Here is a 22,155-nt window from a genome sequence, read left to right on the forward strand (position 1 = left end):
CGGACAAGCCGGAATTATGAGCGGGCTAACGTGCCGTAAGTGCCCCCGCTTCCGGACGTGAATACGGCTTTTCCCTCCCGGGCGTCGATAATCATGTCTGCTATCGACTCTCCCGTGATCGGAATTAGCCGTTCTTTGGCCACGCGATGCAGGATTTCCATCTCCGTGCCGACTTCCGCGAATAAACGCTCGCGTTTGACCGGTCCGATTCCGGGAAAAAAGGATAGAGGAACCTGAGGCCGGTAAGGAGGACGACTTTCGAGACCGTATGGACGGTCACGATCCGCCAACTGCCGAATTCGTCCCGATACGCCTCGCACCAGTCTGTCGCTCCCGCATGCCGGACATACGCCGAAAGCTTCTTCCGCTTCGGTTAAGGCCTTGTCGCATTTGCCGCAAGAAGTCGTATGATACTTCCCGAGCTGAGGATGAAGCCCATAGTTTGCCGCAATACGTCGTCCTCCCCTGTTCTTCAGCGCCATCGCCAGCTCTTCGAACGAAGGTTCTCCCAGTATGAGCTCGTTGCACTCCCGAGCTATCATTCCCGTGGAATGGGCGTCCGAGTTCGTCAGGAACGGATAGCGATCAAGCTCGGATATTCGACTGGCCATCGCCGTATCCGAGCTTAGCCCCAATTCGACTGCAGCAATGCCGTCCGGATCCAGCCGATCGGATAACCGATCCGCCGAACAACCTAGCAACCCCCTGTGCGGCGTGAACGCGTGCGCGGGGACGAGCAGCCCGCCCCTGGCGAGCAACTCGCTCTGAAGCTCCCTTGCCGTAATCCAGATACGTTGCGAGCTTAACGAAATGTTCTTCACGCGCGGCTTCATCCACGCCGTCCATTCTTGCATCGCTTCCAAAGTCGGCAAATAGCCGAGAAGATGAAAAGGTCCGCCTCCCTCTTCCTTTACTTCCATCTCGATTCCCAGCACGATCGTCGTGTCACGGTAGCGGATGCCTCCGCCTCGGATTTCCTCCATCTCGCCGGATTCCAGACAATCGATCATATCCTTCTGAACGCCAGGCGAATGGCAGTCTATGATCCCGATCAACTCTACGCCTTTGCGTTCGGAGGCTTCCTTGGCGATGTTCCGGAAGGTAAGCTCCTTGCTGCCGCTAATTTTGACCGGCTGCCCATCCTGGCTTCTCCCGATGTGCACGTGCAAATCCGCGAAATAGGGCCGGAGCTCCATTAGAACGATCCCGTTAGCTTATACATGCGCCAAGCGTAGACGGCGAGCAAGGTTTTGGCGTCGCAGATCCGCCCTTCCTCGATATATCGCTGTGCTTCATCCAACGTAATGGCCTCGCACGTCAGGAATTCCTCATCATCAAGATGCATCTCTCCGCGCTCCAGATCGCTAGTGAAGTATAGATGTACGATTTCTTCGGCAAAGCCCGGAGAAGTGGAGAACGAACGCAGATGGGTAATGCTTCTCGCACGATATCCCGTTTCCTCCTCCAGCTCCCTGAGCGCGGCCGCTTCGGGCTCTTCTCCCGCGTCCAGTTTGCCCGCCGGTATCTCGACTTGAACTTTCTCGAGCGGTTTGCGGAACTGCTCTACGACGAGCATTTTATCGTCCAGGATAGCTACCACGGCCACCGCTCCGGGATGTCGGACGATCTCGCGGGTAGCCGTCTCGCCATTCGGCAGAAGTACCGTATCCACTTGCAACGAAATCATTCTTCCTTCGAAAATCGGTTTCGTTTCCAAAGTTTTCTCATAAAAAGGGTGAAGATGTTGCTCGTTCTTATCGCTCATGAATAAGCCTCCAGACATGAAAGTAAGTATTTGCGCATAAGTTCAACATATAGGCTTGTCCAATGGATTGCAAGCCCGCATAGAGGAGGCCGAGAACCGATGTTGAAAAAATACGTTTCGCCCAATAAGCTCCAATTCGTCGGCAAAGCCTGGGAAATTCGTTACGCGCTTCGCCAGGAGCGCAAGCAACATGGAGGACTGACATTGGTCTCCGATTTAATCGCCGACGATTCGACGAAGAGGCAGGGCCCCGGCAAAGCTTAGCTTTGCAAGGGCGCTGCCTCTTGTATGTTTCCAATCCGTTATTTCTTTAACGTTTCGTTAACGATCGCAATGACGAGCTCCGTTACTTTCACGATGTCGTCGGCTTTGATCTGTTCTTTGGTCGTGTGAATATATTCGTATCCGACCGCCAGGTTAACGGTCGGTACACCGTTGCCGTTAAATACGTTCGCGTCGCTTCCGCCGCCGGACGGGAACATCCGAGGTGCAAGGCCGATCGCTTGGATGGCCGATTTGGCCACCTCGACGACTTCGTCGCCATCGCCGTAGGAATAGGCCGGATACATCGTTGCCGTCTCGAAATCAAACTCGGCTCCGTATTCCTTGGCCGCGCTCTCTACCGCTTCCCTCATTGCTTCGATTTGACGGTCCATTTTCTCCTGTACCTGACTGCGGGCCTCGGCGTAGATCTTGATCGTATCGGTGACGATATTGACCTCGCCCCCGCCTTCGAACCGACCGATGTTAGCGGTCGTCTCGCTGTCGATGCGGCCGAGCTTCATGCGGGATACCGCCTTGGAAGCGACCTGGATCGCGCTGATTCCGTCCTCCGGATTCACGCCCGCATGCGCGGCTTTGCCTTTGATCGTAATATATTGGCGGGAATTCGTCGGCGCTGCCACCGCGATCGCTCCGACTTCTCCGTTGGAGTCGAGCGCGTAGCCGAACTTCGCGCGAAGACGGGAACCGTCCATCGCCCGCGAACCGAGCAACCCCGACTCTTCCCCCGAAGTAATGACGAATTGAATGCCCCCGTGAGGCAAGTTTTGCTCCTTCAGCACTCGAAGCGATTCGAAAATCGCCGCCAAGCCCGCTTTATCGTCCGCACCGAGAATCGTCGTTCCGTCGCTGCGAATGTAGCCGTCGTCGTCCAAGCGGGGTTTGATTCCGTTGCCGGGCGACACGGTGTCCATATGGGAAGTGAACAAAATAACAGGGACATTCTCGTGTCCCGCAGTCGGAGCCAACCACGCGAACAAATTGCCCGCTCCGTGTCCGATTTTCTCGGCAACGTCGTCTTCCGTGACTTCAAGTCCTAAATCTTCGAATTTGCGAAAGAGCACCTTGCTGATTTCCGTTTCGTATTTCGTTACGCTATCGATTCTCACCAATTCCATGAATTCCGCGATCAAACGTTCTTTTTGCACCATGTTCTTTCCTCCTGACGAAGCTTTCGTTACAATAGTATTTGTGGACAAGCAATTATTGAAAGGATGACTTTCCGATGAACAAAAAATGGTTCAAAATCGTCGTTTACGGCACATTGATAGTCATGCTCGTTTCTACGTTGTTAATGAGCTTAGGCTCCCTGCTCGAGTAGGTTCGGCGTAACCGAATATTTCCGCGAAGTGAGGGAGAACGCGGATTCCGACTTCTTCCGGAGTCAACCGCTTTCCGATCAGGCTTTCGATCGAGGTCACTCCGTATTCGGTAATCCCGCACGGGATAATGCCTTGAAAGCCTTCCTGCTCCACGTCCCGGTTGACGTTCAGCGCGAACCCGTGACTCGTCACGAATCCTCTGCGGGTCCGGGCTTTGTTGAACTTCACGCCGATCGCCGCGATTTTGGAATCTCCGACCCATACTCCCGTATATTCCGGCTTTCTGCCGCCTTCGATACCGAATTCCGCAAGCATCTTGATTAGAACTTCTTCGAGATTCCGTAAGTATTGGTGCAAGTCGAGTCCGACCGCGTCCAAGTAAAGAAGCGGATAACCGACCAATTGGCCGGGTCCGTGATAAGTAATGTCGCCGCCCCGGTCGATTTCGAACAAAGAGATGCCTCTGCGGGCAAGTTCCTCTTTGCTGTATAGCAAATGCTCCGGATGGCGATCAGATCCGATCGTATAAGTCGGATCGTGCTCCAAGAGAAGTAACGTATCTTCCCTCTCTTCGCGGTCGATTTCCTTGACGAGTTTTTTCTGAAGATCCCAAGCCTCGCCGTAATCCATTCTGGAAAGCCAATCGGTATCCAGCTTCCGCATGCCATTTGCCCTCCTTTCGCGACTCCCTTTCTATTGTAGCTTATCGAAATCGGACATCGCAAACGGACGGCCCGGCATTTCGCGCAAACGCGAGACCGGGCCATCATGATTTAATAAAGCTTCGTTTCTTGGTTGTAGCTCTCGAGATTTTCTTTGACGCGCTGCAGGAAACGTCCGCAGATAACGCCGTCGAGAATCCGATGATCCAGCGACAAGCACAGGTTAACCATGGATCGTACGCCGATCATGTCGTTGATCACGACGGGACGCTTGACGATCGATTCGAAGGTGAGGATCGCCGCTTGCGGATAGTTGATGATCGGCTGCGACAAAATGGAACCGAACGAGCCCGTGTTGTTCACCGTAAACGTACCGCCTTGAACGTCATCCAGTTTGAGCTTCTTGTCGCGGGTACGACGCGCCAGATCGTCGATCTCGTGAGCGATTCCCGCGATATTTTTCTGATCGGCCTGGCGAATGACCGGCGTGACGACCGAGTCTTCCGTACCGACGGAGAGCGAAATATTGATCTCCCGTTTGACGATGATTTTATCGACCGCCCAAACGGAATTCATGATCGGATAATCCTTGATCGCGTTAACCGCCGCTTTGATCAAGAACGGCATGTACGTTAAGTTGATGCCTTCCCGTTGACGGAATTCGTCCTTCAGCTTGTTGCGCAGCACGACGAGATTCGTAACGTCGACTTCGATCATCATCCAGCCATGCGGAATTTCGCTGACGCTTTGACGCATGCGGGTCGCGATCGTATTGCGGACCGGCGTGACGTCGATAAAATATTCTCCGCGTCCGGGCATCTCTTGCCCTTGCGTTTCGACGGACGGAATCCGCGGAGATTCGGACAGATGCATGCCGGACGAACGTACGGGAATTTTCGGATCCATCGGCACGATCGGCGTTACGGACGAGCTAGCGGACGATGTCGAAGATGCATGAACCGTAGACGGCGCGTTCGCCGGGGAACCGATCGCGGCGTTACCCGCTTCCGCGGCGGATAGTACGTCTTTGCGTGTAATACGTCCGCCTTCTCCCGTCCCGGCCACGCGGTTAAGATCGATCTGCCTCTCGGCAGCCAACCTTTGAACCGCCGGAGAATAGCGAAGCCTCATCGGCGCATTCTCGTCAATGATCGCGGCGCTCGAAGCCGCGACGATTGGCGGTCGTGCCGCGGAAGCGGTTTGCCCTCCCGCGACAGCTTCCTCAACCTTGCCCGCACCAGGGTCGGCTTGTTCCCCTCCGTCAGCGACTTCGATCTCCACGAGGCATATCGCGGCTCCGACCTCGACAGTCTCGCCTGATCCGACGAGATGCTTCACTAGCTTTCCTTTGACGGTAGCTGGCAATTCGGCGTTCACTTTATCGGTGATGAGGTCGCAGATGGGCTCGTACATCTCGATCTGGTCGCCCGGTTCCTTGAGCCAACGGTCAACCGTAGCGGATACGAGCGATTCCGCCAACTGCGGCATCGTTATTTCGATGATTTTTTTCGCCATTCGTAAGTTCTCCTCCCTAGACCGGGCAGTTACTCCGGCTTAGTAGCGCGCGAGCTCCAGCATCGCGGTTTTGAGCTTTTCTTTGTTCAACAGGAAGTGTTTCTCCCCCGGCGGGTTGATCGGCATCGCAGGCACGTCGGGCCCGCACAATCTGCGAATCGGAGCGTCCAGGTCGTACAACAGTTCCTCCGCGATGATCGCCGCAACTTCGGCACCGATTCCGCCCGTCTTGTTGTCTTCATGAACGATAAGGACTTTCCCCGTCTTGGATACCGCTTCGAGAATGCCTTCCCGGTCGAGCGGCTGGATCGTGCGCAAGTCTAAAATATGAGCTTCGATCCCATGCTCCCGGGATAACTCCTCCGCCGCTTGCATCGCGAAGTGCAGAGGCATGCTGTAACCGATAATCGTCAGATCGGAGCCTTCGCGCATGACGTTCGCCTTGCCGATCGGAACGACGTAATCTCCATCCGGAACTTCGTCGCTGATCAGACGGTAACACTTCTTGTTCTCGAAGAAAATGACCGGATCCGGATCGCGGATCGCGGCTTTCAGGAGTCCTTTGGCATCGTATGCCGTCGCGGGCACTACGATCTTAAGTCCCGGCGTGCCGAAGAAAACCGATTCCGGACATTGGGAATGATACAAGCCTCCGAATACGCCGCCCCCAATTGGAGCGCGGATGACGATCGGGCAATCCCAGTCGTTATTGGAGCGATAGCGGATTTTGGCCGCTTCGCTGATGATTTGATTCGTTGCCGGGAACATAAAGTCCGAATACTGCATTTCCGCAATCGGCTTCATGCCTGCCATGGCGGCGCCGATCGCGACTCCCGCGATGGCGGACTCCGCCAGCGGGGCATCGATCGCCCGTTGCTCGCCGAATTGCTGCTGCAAGCCTTTGGTCGTTCCGAATACGCCGCCTTTTAAGCCGACGTCCTCGCCCATGATGAACACGTTCTCGTCCCGTTCCATTTCTTCTTTCATCGCCAATCGGATCGCGTCGATATATTCGATAACCGGCATTAGTGTCCCTCCCCGCTCTGTTCCGCGTATACGAAGCGGAACGCGTCCTCTACCCGTTGGAACGGAGCGTTTTCCCCGTACTGGGTCGCTTCGTCGATCTCCGCGCGAATGTCCGCCTGAAGCTTGGCTTCCTGCTCCTCCGACCACAATCCCGCATCCGTCAAATATTGCTTATACACGGGCAAGGAGTCTTTCGCTCTATGCAAATCTACTTCTTCTTTGGTCCTGTAAGCCATATCGTTATCGGAAGTCGAGTGCGCGGTAACCCGGTAAGTCATAATCTCGATGAGAGTCGGTCCTTCGCCGGCAATGGCGCGTTCACGAGCTTCGCTTACGACTCGGTACACTTCAAGCGGATCGTTGCCGTCCACCCGGATGCCCGGGAAGCCGTAGCCTAAAGCACGATCGCAAATACGTCCGCGGGTTTGTTTATCCACCGACATGGAGATCGCGTATTGATTGTTCTCGCATACGAAAATAACCGGCAAACGATGAACTCCGGCGAAGTTGCAGCCTTCGTGAAAATCGCCTTGGTTGCTCGAACCTTCTCCGAAGGTCACGATCGCGACGGAAGGCTCTTTGCGCATTTTCGCCGCCAATGCGAATCCCGTAGCATGGGGAACTTGCGTAGTAACCGGGCTTGAGCCGGTCACGATCCGAAGTCTCTTGCTACCGAAGTGCCCCGGCATCTGGCGTCCGGCGCTATTCGGGTCTTCCGCTTTCGCGAAGATCGAAAGCATCAGGTCTTTAACCGTCATCCCCAGGGATAGAACAAAACCGTAATCCCGATAATACGGTAAAAACCAATCATGCTTCAGATCCATGGCATACCCCATTGCGACCTGCGATGGTTCCTGGGTAATTCCCGAGATGTGGAAGTTGACTTTACCGGCGCGTTGCAGCAATTGCCCCCGCTCGTCGAAACGACGGGCTAGCATCATCGTCTTGTACATGTCGACCGCGCGCTCGTCCGTTAAGCCTAGCGCGTTGTGGCGATGGTTGTGCTGGACGGAACCTGCTTGTTTCATGGGCGCGTCCTCCTGCTATTGTTAGAATTTATAACCTGGTCTTAATACTTGAGCTTAAAACCTATTATACTCCCCTCGGAAGCAAAAAGAAACGCCCAACCCTCGGATGCGGATGATTTTGCCAACAACGCCGTCTTATCGGCGCGAAGCTTATCTCTTATCCCGGGGGTTGAGCTGGTTTTATAAACGCATTATCCGTGCGACGCGGCGCCTTCGACGGCTAACATGACTTCTTGCATCGCTTCCGACAAAGTCGGGTGAGGATGGATCGTTCTTCCGATTTCCCATGGAATCGCATCGAGCAATTTAGCCAAGGAAGCTTCGGCGATCAATTCCGTTGCATGAGCTCCGACAAGGTGTACGCCGAGCAGATCGCCCGTCGTCTCGTCTGCGACGACTTTGGCGAACCCGTCGGATTCCCCGTATACGAGAGATTTCCCGATCGCCCTTAAAGGAACCTTCGCCGTCTTTACCTTCATGCCTTGGGCTTTGGCGTCCGCCTCCGTCCATCCGATGGAAGCAGCCTCAGGCTTGGAATATATACAGCGCGGAATGTCCCGATCAGCCGCTCTTGACGGTTTCTTGCCCAATAGATGTTCAACCGCTATGGCCGCTTCGTGCATCGCGGCGTGTGCAAGCTGTATGCCTCCTATGCAATCCCCGATCGCATAAATATGCGACTCCCCGGTCTGAAGCGTAAGCGGATTGACTTTAACGAACCCTTTGTCCGCTTTGACATCCGTATTCTCGAGTCCGAGATTCTCGACGTTTCCTTGTCTGCCGACGGAAATCAACATTTTCTCAGCGTCGATCGCCACAACCTCTTCCTTGACGGAAACTTCCGCGCGCACGCCATTATCCGTCAATTTGCAGCTTTCCGTGATGAAAGTGGCTCCCGCGAGGATCGTGACCCCCTTTTTCTTCAAGGCTTTCGCGATTTCCGCGCTGACGTCTTTATCTTCCGTAGGAAGCACGCGATCCGCTGTTTCGACTAACGTAACCTTTGTTCCGAAGTCGCTCAGCATCGAAGCCCATTCCACACCGATAACGCCGCCGCCGATAATTATGATAGATGATGGCCGAGTAGACCAATCCAAAGCTTCGTCGCTAGTCGCGATACGTTCGCCGTCATACGGAATGCCCTCAAGCTTGCGCGGGCGCGAACCCGTTGCAATAATGACATTCTTCGGTACGATCGTCTCCGAATCCCCATTCTCGAGCTCTACGGCGATCGCGCCGCTGCGCGGCGAGAAAATAGAAGGACCGGTAATTCTCCCGCTCCCGTTGATGACTTCAATGCGATGTTGTTTCATCAGGGCCTGCAAGCCTTTGTACAGCTGGGAAACGATATCGTCCTTCCGTTTGTGGACTGCCTTCCAATCCACGGCAATCGTCGTACCTTCAGGTATTGAAACGCCATATGAGGCGGCTTGTCCGATCGTGGCGTATACTTCCGCGCTTCTAAGCAAAGACTTGCTTGGAATGCATCCTCTATGCAAACATGTTCCTCCGAGTTTGTCGCGTTCGATTATAACGACGCTGCGTCCGGCTTGTGCCGCCTTAACCGCGGCCGTATAGCCCCCCGGCCCGCCACCCAGTACGGCGACATCGACTTCGATTGGCATAGTTTCCCCTCCGTATGTAAACTGACTCCACCATTGTACCCTTTTTTCCGCTCGGGGACAAAACCTCTTGTTACCATCAACCGTTTGCTCTTGTCGCTCCGACCTCGTATTCATTGGTCTTTCTCGCTATCCCCTTCGCTCAGATCACCATGCTACCTCCAACGCATTACTCCTTTTTACGCTATCCCCTTCGCTCAGATCACTTCGCTTTCTCCTACGAATTACCCCTTTTGACGCTATCCCGCTAGCTCAGGAACCCAATAACCTACCTCCCCCTTCTCTTTCGACGATATCCCCTACGCTCAGAAAATAGATGGGCTCTCCGTACATCGTTTTTGACGATATCCCTGTCGCTCAGGGGAATGGTACATTTCAGCATAATAGTAACAACAATTTCACGCACACCGATTTTATTAAGTAATTTCTGGAATTTTTATCTTTAAATACGAACATATGTTTGCTATAATTAAATTATGAAATATAACCTTTAGATCGGGGGTGATCTGACATGAGTTTGCGGATTGCAGCGGAACAATTCGAATTGTTTTCTCAGCGTTTCGCTAAAGAGGACGACTGCATTTCATCGTTATTTCATGTCCGATGGCCCGAAGGTTTTCGCTGTCCGCGTTGCGATCATTCTTTGTATTATTTAATTACCTCTCGCCGATTGCCATTATACGAATGCCGTTCTTGCCGCAAGCAAACTTCCCTTATCGTCGGAACGATCATGGAAGGCAGCCGGACACCCTTGCGTCTGTGGTTTCAAGCTATATTTCTCCACACTCAGGACCTATGCATCAATGCGATTCAGCTATCGGAAAAAATAGGCGTGACTTATAAGACGGCTTGGCTAATATGCCATAAAATTCGCTACGCAATGGGTCGTGCGGAGTCGGAGCGACTTTTAACCGGTATCGTTCGAGTTTCTGATTCCGTTTATTGCAAACGAATGACGACTTACATGGAATGGCATAAACAGGAGCAGCATCTCCTGGTCGGAACATCCGACTCCGCGAACGGGAATATCGGTCAGTTGAAAATCAAGCTTCAAAACAAACATGCATTAATAGACAAGTACGACTGCCCTGATCCCGCAGCTTTTATTCGTCAAAACGTCGATCCGCACTCTGCGTCTTCCGTCATTTTCACGAGAAGATACGGCAGGTCCATGAACAAAAAATTAGCTTGGGTTGGATTCAATGTCACATGGTGGTTAGGTCGACTTTTTCGCGGCATTGGTCCGAAGCATCTTCAAGCTTATTTAGATTTGTATTGTTATTTATACAATCGGAATCGCAACTCGTTATTCGACTGTTTATTGAAGGACAGCGTCTCCTTCAAAAGAATCACTTGCCGCGAACTCATCGGCTATGAACCTGTACCACGATCTAATCGTCCTCCAAGGGCTCCCCGGAATCTTATTACGACGACCGGCTAACAAAGTATTTCTTAAACCTATTTCGGACAATAGACTTCAGGACACAAGCGGTCATCCTTGTAACCTGCGCTTTGTTTCTGTGCAACGGGATTGCATGAAAAACTGTGGGGCTACATCGAGTCATTTTACCTGAGCCAATGGGATAGCGTGAAAAGCGATTCGACGAGCATCGAGAAGTTATCCTGAGCACATGTGATACCATGAAAAGCGGTTGGGCTAGGTCGAGCCGTTGATCCTGAGCCAAGGGGATGGCGTGAAAAGTGAATGGACACCCGACGAGGAATTTTCCTGAGCCAAGGGGATGGCGTGAAAAGCGATTGGATGAGCAACGATGAGGCTGTCTACTGAGCCTAGGGGATAGCAAAAAGGAGACCCGAGAGGGTCCCCTTGAATGTGCGTGAGATACTAATTTATTTGCCGATGTCCATTTTGTCGTTCAACAGTTTCGCGATGCCGTTCTGGCGGGCTACGGTTGAATTATTTAGGAATAGGACGTCGGTAATTTTTTGTTTCTTGACGAAATCGACCATGTTTTGTTTGAAGTAACGCGGGTCGATATAATAAATTTTCTCGTAATGAGGCAGAAGGAACGGAATGAACGAGTTGGCGTAAGAGTCCTTGACGACGGCAATGCTTTTACCGTTCTTGACCTTCGTGTCGATCTCGCCCCAAGGGAAGTCTCCCCCGAGGAAAGCCGCGTAATAGGAGCTGCTCTGTTTGCCGTATTTTGCGTCTACGACTTTATGATCGATCGCTTTATCCGCGGTCGAATACAAAGTGTATTTGTAATCGGTAAACGGCGTGTAGTACGTCAATGTGTCGGGATGGGACTTGAGCTTGTCGCTGAGGGTCGCTTTGTAAGCCGTACCCAGGAATCCTTCCATCGTCACTTTCTTGTACTTATCGAGCGCCACGGGCTTCTCGCCGATCGTTTTCATAAACTCGACGTATGCGTAATACGCGCCTAGCGCCGTCCAGTGATGATCCGTGCGGAAGAATACGTATTCGCTCTGATGCTGGTCGAGCGCGCCGTACGCGTTGACTTGGCCGATCGAAGCATCAAGTCGCTCGTTGATATGGTCGAACGCTTTTTTTTGCGACGCGGACATGGCCCGGTACTTGTCGTTGTCGATAAACTCGGCGGATGTAGGAGCGAGCAACGAGTAAACGTTCACGTTAGTTCCGACTTCTTTCTTGAAGCGGTTGAGCGCTTCCGCGTACATCTCGGCGGCCGAAGCGGAATAGGTGAACAAGGTAAACGCCCGGTCCTTAAGCACCAAGTATTTCACCGCACTGGCATCCGTAACGGTGCTGGAGTCTCCAGGCGTCGTTCCGGCATTCGCATCTCCTTTTCCGTTGTCGCCTCCGTTTTTGTTCAGATCGACGGCCATGTTATCTCCGCCTTGCACGATAATGGATGCCCCATCCCCGCCTTGGAATCCTTTAAGCTCTTTCAAGCTCGTTCCCACCTGAACTAACGAAGTCCGATAAGCGAAGTTGTCGGAGAAATAGTTGTCGTAATCCCGAGTGTATTCCCCTCCGAAAAATCGATCGACCGTGAATTCCGGGCTCTTCGCGATGTCCCGTTGTTCGAGCTGGGAAACCCCTTGAGATCCTTTTCCTAATAAATTCACGGCGCCGAAGCCGAATATGAACACCAAGAATAACAGAAGATTGAGTTTGACTTGCAGTTTCATTTCCACCCTCCTCGTTAGAACCGGTAATAAAGAAACGGATTATACGTGCTGCCGATGAGCAAGATCGTCGCGATGATCAAAATCGCGATGTTGAGCACCGGTACGCCGACTCCTTGCAAACCTGCCCCGAGTTTCGGATTGGATTCGGCGAGGCGGGTGAATGTCCATTTCATGAGCGGCGTCGAAGCGATAATCGCAACGATGAACAGCAATACGTTTTCTTTGAAGTAAATTTGCATTTCCGTCGAATAGAAATTCCTATGATACAAGCCGAACATCGTCAGTAATGCTTTAATCGCTTGATGAAGGTCGGTGAAGTAAAACCATACCCATCCGATCAGCATCGCGAGCGTCGAATAAAGATGCGCGACGAATCGAGGACCTTTCTCCAACCATTTGCCAAGGAATACCCGCTCCAAATAGATCAGCAACCCGAAATACAAACCCCAAATGATGAAGTTCCAGCTAGCGCCATGCCAGAAGCCGGTCAAGAACCAGACGACGAACAAATTGCGCAAGTAAAACTTTCGGTTGCCGCCTAGTGGAATGTACACGTAATCCCGGAAAAATCCGCCTAGACTCATGTTCCAACGACGCCAGAACTCTCCCGCGGATTTCGAAATATACGGATAATTGAAGTTCTCGCGCAAATTGAATCCGAACATTTTGCCTAGTCCAATCGCCATGTCCGAATAACCGGAGAAATCGAAATAAATTTGCAGGGCGAACAAACATACTCCGAACCAGATGCCCAGCACGGTAGCCGAGCCTGACGATGGATTCAGCATTTGCGATACACTCTCTCCGAGCAGATTCGCGATGATGACCTTCTTGCCGAGACCGATCATGAAGCGCGTAATCCCTTCGCTAAAGCCGGCCATCGTCACTCTTGGATTATCGATCTGATGCTGAATATCGGAATAACGAATAATCGGCCCCGCGACCAGATGCGGGAAGAAGGATACATACAACAAGAGCTTCTTCGGCGATCGAGGAGCGGTGATCGTACCTTTATAGACGTCGGTCAAGTAACAAATGATTTCAAAAGTGAAAAAAGAAATTCCGATCGGCAACGTAACCTCGGGATGAGGGATATCGAACGGTAAAATCGCATTGACGTTGTCGACCAAGAAACCTGCGTATTTGAAAAATCCTAATATTCCAATGTTAACGACGACCGCGGCTATGAACTGTGCTTTGGCCAGCCAAGTACCCCTATATTTCTCGATTCCTAGCGCGAATAAATAACCAATTATCGAAGCTAACAATAACAAGATGATCCATACGGGTTCTCCCCATGCATAGAAGGCAAAGGAAAAGAAGATCAGGATCCAGTTCCGGTACGTCGTATTCTTAAATACGAAATAGGCAATAAGCAGTATCGGTAAGAACAAATATAAGAAGAATAAACTGGAAAATACCACTACCCGAACTCCTCTCTCTATCTCTCGTTTTCTTGTGTCATAATACCATAGGATTCTGTCTGATCATAGGGGATTCAGTAGGAGCTTGTTGCCATACATGGACAAAACTTCGCCTTTTCGTTATGATTAAAGGATTGGAAGGAGGGCCTTATCATCTTATGAAACTGATCATACAGCGCCTCATTGCCATCATGCTCTTGGTAATCCCCGGCATAGCGGCAGCCTATGGCTTTCTGCTGATGAAAGACGCCTTATACGATTATTTCGCCATAATGGGCGGCGTCGACACGAGTACTCCCGATTTTTCATGGGGTAGATTTATCGGCGGCGCAATACTTTTCCTGATCGGCATCGGATTTATCGGAGGTTGGATTTTCTTCCGCGACCGCAAGCATAATTACTTGTCCTCGCGCTTCCGCCCTCGTACGCCGCGTCCTCCTCGTCCGGAACGCAGCGAGTTTACGGAGCGATTGGACGGAGGAAACGTTACGGACGGCTCTCGCGAGTAGTCGATGAATCGGCTTTAAAGGCACTGTTACCCTACCGAGGGAACGGTGCCTTTTTGCGTTGCCATAAGCTCGAGCGCTCTGGCAATCGACCGCTTGCGCACTAAACGATCCCTGTCCGCGCCTTGCAGAACGATCATTCGGTCATCCGCGAACAGATCGAATAAGGCCGACTTCGCCGCTCGCGCGGCTAAAACTTCCTCGTCAAGAAGGTTCATGCATAACGAATAACATAACACTTCGACGGCTTTTAAACACTCGATTCGTCGTTCATAGTCGCTCATCATGCAGCCTCCTTCGCATAGTCGAGCAACTTCTTCGTTTCGGTGAACCGACTTTCTGCGGTGCTCGCGCCCATCACGACAGTAATATAGCGACGCCCGTTTATGACGGTGGAGCCCGTGAAACAGTATCCGGCGCTTTTGGTATACCCCGTTTTGAGCCCTTCGTTTCCTTTCAAGCCGAACCTTTGACCCGGCAGCATCTCATTCGTCGTTTGCAACGGTCCTTTGTCCGAATCGTCCGCCGACTGCTTCTTCGTAACCATCAATACTTCCGGATACGTCTCGATTAAATATCGTCCCAATATCGCGACGTCTTCCGCAGTCATTACCGTGTCATAATCAGCCGAAGCGGTCGCGAACCCCTCCAAGTCGGAGCTCGGCAATCCGGTTGCGTTCGCGAAACGCGTCTTCGCCGACAGCCCGATTTCAGCGGCTTTTTTATTCATTCTGACCACGAACTCCGCCTCCGTGCCCGCTACGTACTCGGCTAGTGACACCGCCGCGTCATTGGCCGAATGAATCGCCATCGCATTGAATAATCTTTTTACGGACGTTTTCGAACCTTCCGCAAGCCCCATGCCGGCACCTCCGACATGCGCCGCATAGTCGCTGGCCATTACCAGGTCGTCCCATCCGACATCGCCGCTTCTCGTACTCTCGAGCACGAGAACCTCCGTCATCATCTTGGACATGCTAGCGGGAGGAAGAGGTTCCTTCGCATGGCTTCGATAAAGCCACTTGCCCGTTTCCGCATCCATCATGACCGCGGAAGCTACCTCAAGCTGCGGCCCGTCGTCCACTCTCGTTAAACCTAAAGACCCTTTGTTCCATATGAGCCAAACGACCACGAGGATCAGACCCGTCGCGAGCGCTTTGCGTTTTCTTATCATATCCGGTTCCCCCTGAACAACAAGCGATAATCTTATTGTAGAAGGAACTTTTTAAGCAAACTCAAAGCAAATCATAAGATTCCCTTAAGAAAGCGGAAGCCTCACGCGGAAGTTCGTGCCATCGACGTCGCTAGTAACGGAAATCGTTCCGCCATGCCTCTCGACGAAACCTTTGGCGATGGCAAGCCCCAGCCCGGATCCCCCACTGTTCTCCGTTCTGGACTTGTCTACTCGGTAGAATCGATCGAACAGATGCGGCAGAGCCGCCGATGGGATCGCCTCGCCGTAATTCACGATATCCACGACGGCCGCCTCGTTGTGTAGGTTCAAGTAAATCTCGACTTTTCCGCCGGCGTAACCATAAGTAATGGCATTGGAAAGCAGATTCTCGAACACTCGCACGAGTTTGTCCGGATCTCCCATTATTATTAGTTCGCTTGCGTTCGTGATCAGCTTGCCCGTCATCTTGGCGTTCTCCAATGCCAACCGGTGATGAACGAGCAATTGATTCATCATCTCGACGAGATTAAACGACTTCTCGTTTAACGGTACGGCATCGTGGCGCATGCGAGTGTATTCGAACAGATCATGGATGAGTCCTCTTAGCCTCTCCGCCTTAGCGTACGCGATCTGAACGTAATAGCGCAGTTCTACTTCGTCTCGGTACCGATCTTGCTCGATCAAACCCAAATATCCGATGATCGACGTCAACGGAGTACGCAAGTCATGAGAAACGTTCGTGATCAACTCGTTTTTCGTTTGCTCCGTTCGCCTTTCTTCATCCAACGAACGCTTTAGCTCCTCGACTAGCAGGTTCATATTTTCCGATAAAACGGTTAATTCGTTATTTTGCTTCACGGGGACGACGTCGTCGAAATTGCCCTTGGCAAGATGCTCTACGGAATGGCTCAACTGGTCATAATAACTGTAACGCCTCCAATTAAGCAGCACCATGTATACAACGAATAGGACGAAGCAACCGAATAACATAATCGGAGTCTGTCCGAATACGCGGTACACGCTAATAAGAAAGCTTCTGGAACCGGCATCCCCCCGAGTCATACGCTCTAATATAATGAGGCACAAATAACAAGTTGCGACAGCGAGCACCGAACTCATAATAATTTGCCAGACTAGTCGCCAAGCCATTCGAATCGCGATATTAGCTCTCAATTTTGTAGCCCACCCCCCATACCGTCGTAATCAGCTTGCGTCCAAGCTCCTGCTCGAGCTTGTCCCTTAGCTTGCTGATATGAACCATCACGGTATTGTTCGATTCGAAATATTTCTCCTTCCATACTTGTTGGAAAATATCCTCCGCGCTAAAAACGCGACCGGGGTTGCTCGCCAACAAATGCAAAATGCCGAATTCCGTCGACGTCAAATGAACGGGACGCCCTTCCACTTCCGCGGAGTGCGTGGATTTGTTTATCGTTAGCTCGTTAACTCTGAGCAATCCTTCTTCCTCCCCCGGGAGGACTTGCTGGACGTATTGGTAAGCGCGCCTAAGCAACGTCTTGACCCGAACGACAAGCTCCAGCGGATTAAACGGTTTAACGACGTAATCGTCGGCTCCCGTCATGAGCCCGAGAATTTTGTCCATATGCTCGGCCTTGGCGCTTACCATCATGATCGGGATGGAGCCGTTCTCTCGTATACGCCTGCAAACTTCCATTCCGTCCATCTTCGGCATCATCACGTCGAGGACGATGAGATGGAAAGGTTTCTCGGATAGCTTCGCCAACGCTTCTTCCCCGTCATGGGCTTGCGCCGTATCGAAACCTTCGTTCTTCAAATAAATATCGATTAAGTTGGCGATTTCGCGATCATCGTCAACGATGAGAATAGATTTGGCCATTACAGAGAAAATCTCCTTTGCTTGACGTTTTTTCTTTATGCTTTATGCTTCCCACTATACCGCATCCTTCATCTTCGTGTCCGCTAGTCCGGCAAGGTTTTACACATCTTAAGAAACGTTTAAGGTTATCTTAAAGTTTAACAATAACGAAAAACAGCTTGTTCGACCTCAACTACCGGAGGATCGAACAAGCTGTTGTCTTACAAGTAAGTTACGCGGATTACTTGGCTGCTGGGCTTGCGCTCGGCGATGCTTCCTGAGAAGCGGAAGCCGCTGGTTCAGCAGCCTTGACGAGAAGGTTTTTGTAATTGTTGTCCTTTTTCAACTTCTCGAGCCATGCTTGTCCGTCGGTGCTGTACTTCTCTTGATAATAAGCATCTTTGACTTTTTCTTTCACGTCGTCGTAAGCGGGAATGACCGCTTCCTTCACGTCCGTAACTTTGATGATGTGGAATCCGCTCTCGGCTTCCACGACGCCGCTCATTTCGCCTTTGGCAAGCGCGAATGCCGCTGTCTCGAAGCCCGAATTCATAACGCCCTTGCCGAAAAATCCGAGATCGCCGCCGTTATCTTTGGAACCCGTGTCTTGGGATTTTTCTTTGGCAAGCGTCGCGAAGTCTTTGCCGGCTTTAAGCTCGGCCAGAACCGCTTCCGCCTCTTCTTTCGTTTGCAACAAAATATGCGAGGCTTTGATTTCTTTCGGAGTCGTTGCGAACTTCGAATCCTTGTATTTCTCGAAGTACGCTTTCAAATCGTCTTCAGATGCTTTGTTTTGATTATCGAATAGCAATTTGAGTTCTACTTCCGGTTTGAGTTGCTCCTTAAAGCCTTCAAGCGTCATGCCGGATTGCTGCAGCGCAGCGGTAAGATCTTCGTCGGACGCAATGTTGTTGCTCAGCTTGATGCTGTCGATCGCTTTCTGAATGTCCTCGTCTTTCACTTTAATGCCGGCTTTATCTAGCTGGGAGTCTACCAAAATCTGCTCCGCCGTTCTGTCCACGTAGGAGCTGAATTGATCTTCTCCCATCTGCTTGGAAATCGCGTTCAACACATCCGAATTTTTCACAGAGATGCCGTCCATCTTCGCGACGGTTTTGTTCAAATCGTCCGATGGGTTTTTTAGAAGCACGAATAAGAACGCTGCGATCGCGATAACCGCGATAATCCAAGGTACGGCAACGGCCGCGGGATTCTTGGTAGACGCAGTTGGCGCGGCTGACGCGACGGGCACGACCGGAGCCGCAATCGCCGCCGCTGTCTCGGCGCTCGTCGCCTCCAGTTCTTCGTCCGCTAAGTCTTGCGCTCCGATTTCCGAGTCGACGCCTTCCGTCTCATTTAATTCGAGTTCGTTTTCCTCTTCGGCGTTCGTTAACTTAGTCTTATCGTTCAATTCATTTTCGTTACGTTCAGTCATTTTCTGTATGACCTCCTCGTTATTTGCCAATCGACCATTTTTACTATATCAGAATTTCGGATAAATACCTTAAAGACTCCTAAATTTTTTGCGGAATTGCGAGGGCGTGCAGTCGTATACCGACTTAAATCGCTTGCTAAAATAGCTGAAATTATCGATTCCGACTTCCATTGCCGCCTCCGCGACGGACAGATCCGAGTTTTGCAGCAAAAACGCCGCCTGCCGAATTCGATAATGGTTTACGTAATCCATAGGCGCTTTCCTCATAAAAGCCTTAAACGCTCTACCGAAGTGACCGGCGCTCATTCCCGCTAGGGAAGCTAGCTGGGGGATGTTTAACGGCTGTCCGCAATAATTCTCGATATAATTTACTACGCTTTTCAATCGATCGGTCGTCTGCGTATCGACTGGTGTCGCGGGATCTCGGCGTGTCCATACCCCATTGGTGATCAGATCCGCGAACAGTAAATACAATTCGGATTTCGTCCGCAGTTCCTTGGCAGCATCACCCGATTCGACCAGTCGATAAATCTCGTTCAGGTGCAATAGCATGGAAATGCCCCATTGCGAACCAGAATCGTATTTGGGCGGGATTGCGGCTTCCCTTCTCTGCAAAGGCTGAAAAAATCGCGTCGCGATGGCATCTTTCGATTCCGCAAGCCAGCTCATATGAAAAACGACAGCTTTGAAAGAACAGTGATTTTCGTCTATCGAATAACCGCCGTGCACTTCTCCGCAAGGTATGAATATCCCTTCTCCCGCTTGAAGTGCGAACGTTGTGAGACCGATCTGAAACACGGCTTTGCCGCTCGTGACCCAGAGAAATTCCGCTTCATCATGCCAATGGTTGTCCAGAATCGTCTCGTTGGGTTTGCAATCCATTTCATACACCGCAAGCGGAAATTGAGGCGTGCCGTGACGACGATTTTCCCTCAAATGCCTCTGATCCATGTTTTATTCTCCATATAATCATAATCGTGTTATTAATAAGCATTATAATGCAAGATTCCGCTTCCGAAAATCATTATAATGTCATTAATAAAGATAAAATAAACAATTTCGATAAGAAGGGATGATGGGACGATGAAATTTACCGATGGTTACTGGATGACGCGTAAAGGATACCAACTGTTTAGCCCCTTTGAAATTCACGATGTGCGCATAGGGACGAATTCCATTACGGTGTATGCAACGCATAGACATCTCGAAAACCGGGGCAACACGCTGAACGAGCCGCTCATGACGATGGAGTTCTCCTCTCCGATGCCGGACGTGATCAAAGCGAAATTTTACCATCATAAAGGACAATTTCGGAAAGGACCGAATTCGTTCGATCTACATGTAACAGGCAACGCTTCGGTCACGATCGACAACAACGAGGAATTCGTAAGCCTCGCAAGCGGAAACACGGTAGTGAAGATTACGAAGCGGAATCCGGTTAAAATCACCTATACCCATAAAGGAAAACATTTGACCGGCAGCGGGACGCGTTCGACGGCTTACGTCAAAGGGGATGACGGCGTTCACCACTTCCGCGAGCAATTGTCGCTAGGCGTCGGCGAGACGGTATACGGCCTCGGAGAGAGGTTCACCCCGTTCGTCAAAAACGGGCAAGTCGTCGATATGTGGAACGAAGACGGCGGTACCGCATCGGAGCAAGCGTATAAGAATGTTCCTTTCTACGTCACAAACCGCGGCTATGGCGTATTCGTCAATCACCCCGAGCTTGTATCGTTCGAGGTCGGTTCGGAGATCGTCTCGAAAGCCCAATTCAGCGTACAAGGCGAAAGCCTGGAGTATTTCCTGATCGGAGGGGATACCCTCAAAGACGTATTGTCGAATTATACTTCCTTGACCGGCAAACCCGCTTTGCCTCCGGCTTGGTCGTACGGCTTGTGGCTCACGACTTCGTTCACGACGAATTACGACGAAGCGACGGTGACGAGCTTCGTGGAAGGCATGGCCGAACGCGACTTACCGCTTGCTGTCTTCCACTTCGATTGTTTCTGGATGAAGGAATACGAATGGTGCAACTTCGAGTGGGACGAGCGCGTATTCCCCGATCCGGTAGGCATGCTGCAACGTCTGAAAGCCAAAGGACTTCATATTTGCGTTTGGATTAATCCTTACATCGCCCAACGCTCCGCTTTGTTCGACGAAGGCATGGAAAATGGCTACCTATTGAAACGCGCCGACGGAAGCGTCTGGCAGTGGGATTTGTGGCAATACGGAATGGGGATCGTCGACTTCACGAACCCTGCCGCATGCGAGTGGTTCAAGAGCAAGCTCGGAGCTTTGCTCGACATGGGCGTCGACAGCTTCAAAACCGATTTCGGCGAACGAATTCCGACCGACGTCGTTTATTTCGACGGTTCGGACCCTCAGCCTATGCACAACTATTACACGCATTTGTATAATAAGGTCGTGTTCGAACTGCTCGAAGAAAAACGGGGCAAAGGCGAAGCGGCGCTCTTCGCCCGATCGGCTACGGCCGGCGGCCAGCAATTCCCGGTGCATTGGGGCGGGGATTGCGAAGCGACCTACGAGTCGATGTCGGAAAGCCTACGCGGCGGCTTATCGCTTGGATTGTCCGGCTTCGGCTACTGGAGCCACGATATCGGCGGATTCGAACAGAGCTCTCCGCCGGATCTGTACAAACGCTGGGTCCAATTCGGCTTGCTGTCCAGCCACAGCCGATTGCACGGCAGCACGTCTTATCGCGTGCCCTGGTTATACGACGAAGAAGCGGTCGACGTGCTTCGCTTCTTCACCAAACTGAAGCTGAGCTTGATGCCTTATTTGTTCGGCAAATCGGTCGAATCCTCCAGCATCGGCATCCCGCTTATGCGGGCGATGATTCTCGAGTTCGGCGACGATCCAACGTGCGATTATGTCGACCGCCAATACATGCTCGGGGACTCTCTTCTCGTGGCGCCGATCTTTAATCCGGAAGGCGAAGCGACGTATTACTTGCCGCAAGGAACTTGGACGCACTTCTTATCCGGCGAGCAGGTGCAAGGCGGTTCGTGGCGCAAAGAAACTTACGATTACTTCAGCCTTCCGCTCTTTGCCCGCGAGAATAGTCTGATCGCCGTAGGGAATGAAGATAGCCGCCCGGACTACGAGTATGCCGACGGAGCGACGCTACACTTGTTCGCGCTGCAAGACGGGGCCGTCGCCACGGCCGATATCCCCTCCGCTCAGGGAGATCCACGCCTATCGGTCCAAGCTAGCCGGAGAGGCAATACGATTACGGTTACTAGCGAAGGTACGGCGGATTCCGGCTGGCAACTGTTGCTTCGCGGCATTTCTTCCGTCGCTAGCGTCGATAACGGCCTTGCGACCGCTCACGAGCAAGGCACACTTGTTAGCTCTGTCGTAGGTACGGCGTCGATTATCATCCGCTTATAATCTGCCGC

At 51.8% G+C, this 22,155-nt stretch carries 21 protein-coding genes and 1 pseudogene; 6 read left to right on the top strand and 16 right to left on the bottom strand.

Translation table 11 applies throughout. From position 1 onward, the window contains the following. Positions 1 to 14 precede the first annotated feature (14 nt). Both D7Z26_RS03870 and D7Z26_RS03875 read right to left on the bottom strand, forming a co-directional pair. Complete coding sequence (locus tag D7Z26_RS03870) at positions 15 to 1,196, bottom strand: endonuclease Q family protein (protein WP_120974743.1); 1,182 nt, start codon at positions 1,194 to 1,196, stop codon at positions 15 to 17. Further along, positions 1,196 to 1,765, bottom strand: a complete 570-nt coding sequence (locus D7Z26_RS03875) for an NUDIX domain-containing protein (RefSeq protein WP_120974744.1) — start codon at positions 1,763 to 1,765, stop codon at positions 1,196 to 1,198. Before D7Z26_RS03875 ends, D7Z26_RS03870 begins: the two co-directional genes overlap by 1 nt. A gap of 99 nt (positions 1,766 to 1,864) precedes the next feature. Between D7Z26_RS03875 and mciZ the strand changes: the two genes are divergently transcribed. Further along, on the top strand, positions 1,865 to 2,029 hold the full coding sequence (gene mciZ, locus D7Z26_RS03880) for a Z-ring formation inhibitor MciZ (protein ID WP_407643481.1): 165 nt from the start codon (positions 1,865 to 1,867) through the stop codon (positions 2,027 to 2,029). Between the two features lie 38 nt (positions 2,030 to 2,067). On the opposite strand, the gene D7Z26_RS03885 is transcribed toward mciZ, so the two are convergent. Continuing rightward, complete coding sequence (locus tag D7Z26_RS03885) at positions 2,068 to 3,198, bottom strand: M20/M25/M40 family metallo-hydrolase (RefSeq protein ID WP_120974745.1); 1,131 nt, start codon at positions 3,196 to 3,198, stop codon at positions 2,068 to 2,070. A 74-nt stretch (positions 3,199 to 3,272) separates the two neighbouring features. On the opposite strand from D7Z26_RS03885, the gene prli42 reads away from it, so the two are divergent. After that, the gene (gene prli42, locus D7Z26_RS28055) at positions 3,273 to 3,368 is read left to right on the top strand and encodes a stressosome-associated protein Prli42 (RefSeq protein ID WP_158602181.1); all 96 of its coding nucleotides are present in this window, start codon (positions 3,273 to 3,275) and stop codon (positions 3,366 to 3,368) included. Here prli42 and lipB read toward each other — a convergent pair. From lipB to lpdA, 5 genes are all read right to left on the bottom strand, one after another. Next, positions 3,331 to 4,032: a lipoyl(octanoyl) transferase LipB gene (lipB, locus tag D7Z26_RS03890; RefSeq protein WP_120974746.1), complete on the bottom strand. Its 702-nt coding sequence runs from the start codon at positions 4,030 to 4,032 to the stop codon at positions 3,331 to 3,333. The genes prli42 and lipB overlap by 38 nt on opposite strands. Before the next feature lie 110 nt (positions 4,033 to 4,142). After that, a complete protein-coding gene (locus tag D7Z26_RS03895; RefSeq protein ID WP_120974747.1) occupies positions 4,143 to 5,546 on the bottom strand; it encodes a dihydrolipoamide acetyltransferase family protein in 1,404 nt (467 codons plus the stop codon). A 39-nt stretch (positions 5,547 to 5,585) separates the two neighbouring features. After that, positions 5,586 to 6,572, bottom strand: coding sequence for an alpha-ketoacid dehydrogenase subunit beta (locus tag D7Z26_RS03900; RefSeq protein ID WP_120974748.1), 987 nt, complete (start codon positions 6,570 to 6,572; stop codon positions 5,586 to 5,588). Next, positions 6,572 to 7,600 carry a thiamine pyrophosphate-dependent dehydrogenase E1 component subunit alpha gene (locus tag D7Z26_RS03905; protein WP_120974749.1) on the bottom strand — a complete coding sequence of 343 codons (1,029 nt, stop codon included), beginning with the start codon at positions 7,598 to 7,600 and terminating at the stop codon, positions 6,572 to 6,574. The genes D7Z26_RS03900 and D7Z26_RS03905 overlap by 1 nt, the downstream gene beginning before the upstream one ends. 191 nt (positions 7,601 to 7,791) lie before the next feature. Beyond that, on the bottom strand, positions 7,792 to 9,225 hold the full coding sequence (lpdA, locus tag D7Z26_RS03910) for a dihydrolipoyl dehydrogenase (protein ID WP_120974750.1): 1,434 nt from the start codon (positions 9,223 to 9,225) through the stop codon (positions 7,792 to 7,794). A 508-nt stretch (positions 9,226 to 9,733) separates the two neighbouring features. Here lpdA and D7Z26_RS28060 point away from each other — a divergent pair. Both D7Z26_RS28060 and D7Z26_RS27655 read left to right on the top strand, forming a co-directional pair. Then, positions 9,734 to 9,868 (top strand): annotated as a pseudogene (locus tag D7Z26_RS28060) (transposase); the annotation flags it as partial. Positions 9,869 to 10,186: 318 nt separating this feature from the next. Next, entirely contained in the window at positions 10,187 to 10,663 is a 477-nt protein-coding gene (locus tag D7Z26_RS27655) for a hypothetical protein (RefSeq protein ID WP_233566601.1), read from the top strand. A 410-nt stretch (positions 10,664 to 11,073) separates the two neighbouring features. Here the strand turns inward: D7Z26_RS27655 and D7Z26_RS03920 are convergent, their stop codons facing one another. After that, complete coding sequence (locus tag D7Z26_RS03920) at positions 11,074 to 12,360, bottom strand: DHHW family protein (RefSeq protein ID WP_120974752.1); 1,287 nt, start codon at positions 12,358 to 12,360, stop codon at positions 11,074 to 11,076. A 14-nt stretch (positions 12,361 to 12,374) separates the two neighbouring features. Further along, a complete protein-coding gene (locus D7Z26_RS03925) occupies positions 12,375 to 13,784 on the bottom strand; it encodes an MBOAT family O-acyltransferase (protein ID WP_120974753.1) in 1,410 nt (469 codons plus the stop codon). 158 nt (positions 13,785 to 13,942) lie between these two features. On the opposite strand from D7Z26_RS03925, the gene D7Z26_RS03930 reads away from it, so the two are divergent. Next, on the top strand, positions 13,943 to 14,293 hold the full coding sequence (locus D7Z26_RS03930) for a DUF2627 family protein (protein WP_120974754.1): 351 nt from the start codon (positions 13,943 to 13,945) through the stop codon (positions 14,291 to 14,293). Between the two features lie 26 nt (positions 14,294 to 14,319). Here D7Z26_RS03930 and D7Z26_RS03935 read toward each other — a convergent pair whose 3' ends face one another. From D7Z26_RS03935 to D7Z26_RS03960, 6 genes are all read right to left on the bottom strand, one after another. Next, on the bottom strand, positions 14,320 to 14,574 hold the full coding sequence (locus tag D7Z26_RS03935) for a hypothetical protein (protein ID WP_120974755.1): 255 nt from the start codon (positions 14,572 to 14,574) through the stop codon (positions 14,320 to 14,322). Beyond that, complete coding sequence (locus D7Z26_RS03940) at positions 14,574 to 15,464, bottom strand: D-alanyl-D-alanine carboxypeptidase family protein (RefSeq protein WP_120974756.1); 891 nt, start codon at positions 15,462 to 15,464, stop codon at positions 14,574 to 14,576. Before D7Z26_RS03940 ends, D7Z26_RS03935 begins: the two co-directional genes overlap by 1 nt. A gap of 84 nt (positions 15,465 to 15,548) precedes the next feature. Next, positions 15,549 to 16,637 carry a sensor histidine kinase gene (locus D7Z26_RS03945; protein ID WP_120974757.1) on the bottom strand — a complete coding sequence of 363 codons (1,089 nt, stop codon included), beginning with the start codon at positions 16,635 to 16,637 and terminating at the stop codon, positions 15,549 to 15,551. Then, the gene (locus tag D7Z26_RS03950; protein WP_120974758.1) at positions 16,627 to 17,322 is read right to left on the bottom strand and encodes a response regulator transcription factor; all 696 of its coding nucleotides are present in this window, start codon (positions 17,320 to 17,322) and stop codon (positions 16,627 to 16,629) included. Before D7Z26_RS03950 ends, D7Z26_RS03945 begins: the two co-directional genes overlap by 11 nt. Before the next feature lie 220 nt (positions 17,323 to 17,542). Beyond that, positions 17,543 to 18,736 (bottom strand): peptidylprolyl isomerase, encoded by a 1,194-nt coding sequence (locus D7Z26_RS03955; RefSeq protein ID WP_120974759.1) that lies wholly within the window; start codon positions 18,734 to 18,736, stop codon positions 17,543 to 17,545. Positions 18,737 to 18,805: 69 nt separating this feature from the next. Beyond that, on the bottom strand, positions 18,806 to 19,687 hold the full coding sequence (locus D7Z26_RS03960; protein WP_120974760.1) for an AraC family transcriptional regulator: 882 nt from the start codon (positions 19,685 to 19,687) through the stop codon (positions 18,806 to 18,808). 132 nt (positions 19,688 to 19,819) lie between these two features. Here D7Z26_RS03960 and yicI point away from each other — a divergent pair, with 132 nt between their 5' ends. Continuing rightward, positions 19,820 to 22,147, top strand: a complete 2,328-nt coding sequence (gene yicI, locus D7Z26_RS03965) for an alpha-xylosidase (RefSeq protein WP_120974761.1) — start codon at positions 19,820 to 19,822, stop codon at positions 22,145 to 22,147. The last annotated feature ends 8 nt before the right edge of the window (positions 22,148 to 22,155 follow it).

Source organism: Cohnella endophytica (assembly GCF_003628305.1).
GTDB classification, from domain to species: Bacteria; Bacillota; Bacilli; order Paenibacillales; family Paenibacillaceae; genus Cohnella; species Cohnella endophytica.

Bases quoted from the DNA above. Each gene is read 5' to 3' on its own strand.
- D7Z26_RS03870 (WP_120974743.1), bottom strand. From the start codon at position 1,196: ATGGAGCTCCGGCCCTATTTCGCGGATTTGCACGTGCACATCGGGAGA.
- D7Z26_RS03875 (WP_120974744.1), bottom strand. From the start codon at position 1,765: ATGAGCGATAAGAACGAGCAACATCTTCACCCTTTTTATGAGAAAACT.
- mciZ (WP_407643481.1), top strand. From the start codon at position 1,865: ATGTTGAAAAAATACGTTTCGCCCAATAAGCTCCAATTCGTCGGCAAA.
- D7Z26_RS03885 (WP_120974745.1), bottom strand. From the start codon at position 3,198: ATGGTGCAAAAAGAACGTTTGATCGCGGAATTCATGGAATTGGTGAGA.
- prli42 (WP_158602181.1), top strand. From the start codon at position 3,273: ATGAACAAAAAATGGTTCAAAATCGTCGTTTACGGCACATTGATAGTC.
- lipB (WP_120974746.1), bottom strand. From the start codon at position 4,032: ATGCGGAAGCTGGATACCGATTGGCTTTCCAGAATGGATTACGGCGAG.
- D7Z26_RS03895 (WP_120974747.1), bottom strand. From the start codon at position 5,546: ATGGCGAAAAAAATCATCGAAATAACGATGCCGCAGTTGGCGGAATCG.
- D7Z26_RS03900 (WP_120974748.1), bottom strand. From the start codon at position 6,572: ATGCCGGTTATCGAATATATCGACGCGATCCGATTGGCGATGAAAGAA.
- D7Z26_RS03905 (WP_120974749.1), bottom strand. From the start codon at position 7,600: ATGAAACAAGCAGGTTCCGTCCAGCACAACCATCGCCACAACGCGCTA.
- lpdA (WP_120974750.1), bottom strand. From the start codon at position 9,225: ATGCCAATCGAAGTCGATGTCGCCGTACTGGGTGGCGGGCCGGGGGGC.
- D7Z26_RS27655 (WP_233566601.1), top strand. From the start codon at position 10,187: ATGGAATGGCATAAACAGGAGCAGCATCTCCTGGTCGGAACATCCGAC.
- D7Z26_RS03920 (WP_120974752.1), bottom strand. From the start codon at position 12,360: ATGAAACTGCAAGTCAAACTCAATCTTCTGTTATTCTTGGTGTTCATA.
- D7Z26_RS03930 (WP_120974754.1), top strand. From the start codon at position 13,943: ATGAAACTGATCATACAGCGCCTCATTGCCATCATGCTCTTGGTAATC.
- D7Z26_RS03935 (WP_120974755.1), bottom strand. From the start codon at position 14,574: ATGAGCGACTATGAACGACGAATCGAGTGTTTAAAAGCCGTCGAAGTG.
- D7Z26_RS03940 (WP_120974756.1), bottom strand. From the start codon at position 15,464: ATGATAAGAAAACGCAAAGCGCTCGCGACGGGTCTGATCCTCGTGGTC.
- D7Z26_RS03950 (WP_120974758.1), bottom strand. From the start codon at position 17,322: ATGGCCAAATCTATTCTCATCGTTGACGATGATCGCGAAATCGCCAAC.
- D7Z26_RS03955 (WP_120974759.1), bottom strand. From the start codon at position 18,736: ATGACTGAACGTAACGAAAATGAATTGAACGATAAGACTAAGTTAACG.
- D7Z26_RS03960 (WP_120974760.1), bottom strand. From the start codon at position 19,687: ATGGATCAGAGGCATTTGAGGGAAAATCGTCGTCACGGCACGCCTCAA.
- yicI (WP_120974761.1), top strand. From the start codon at position 19,820: ATGAAATTTACCGATGGTTACTGGATGACGCGTAAAGGATACCAACTG.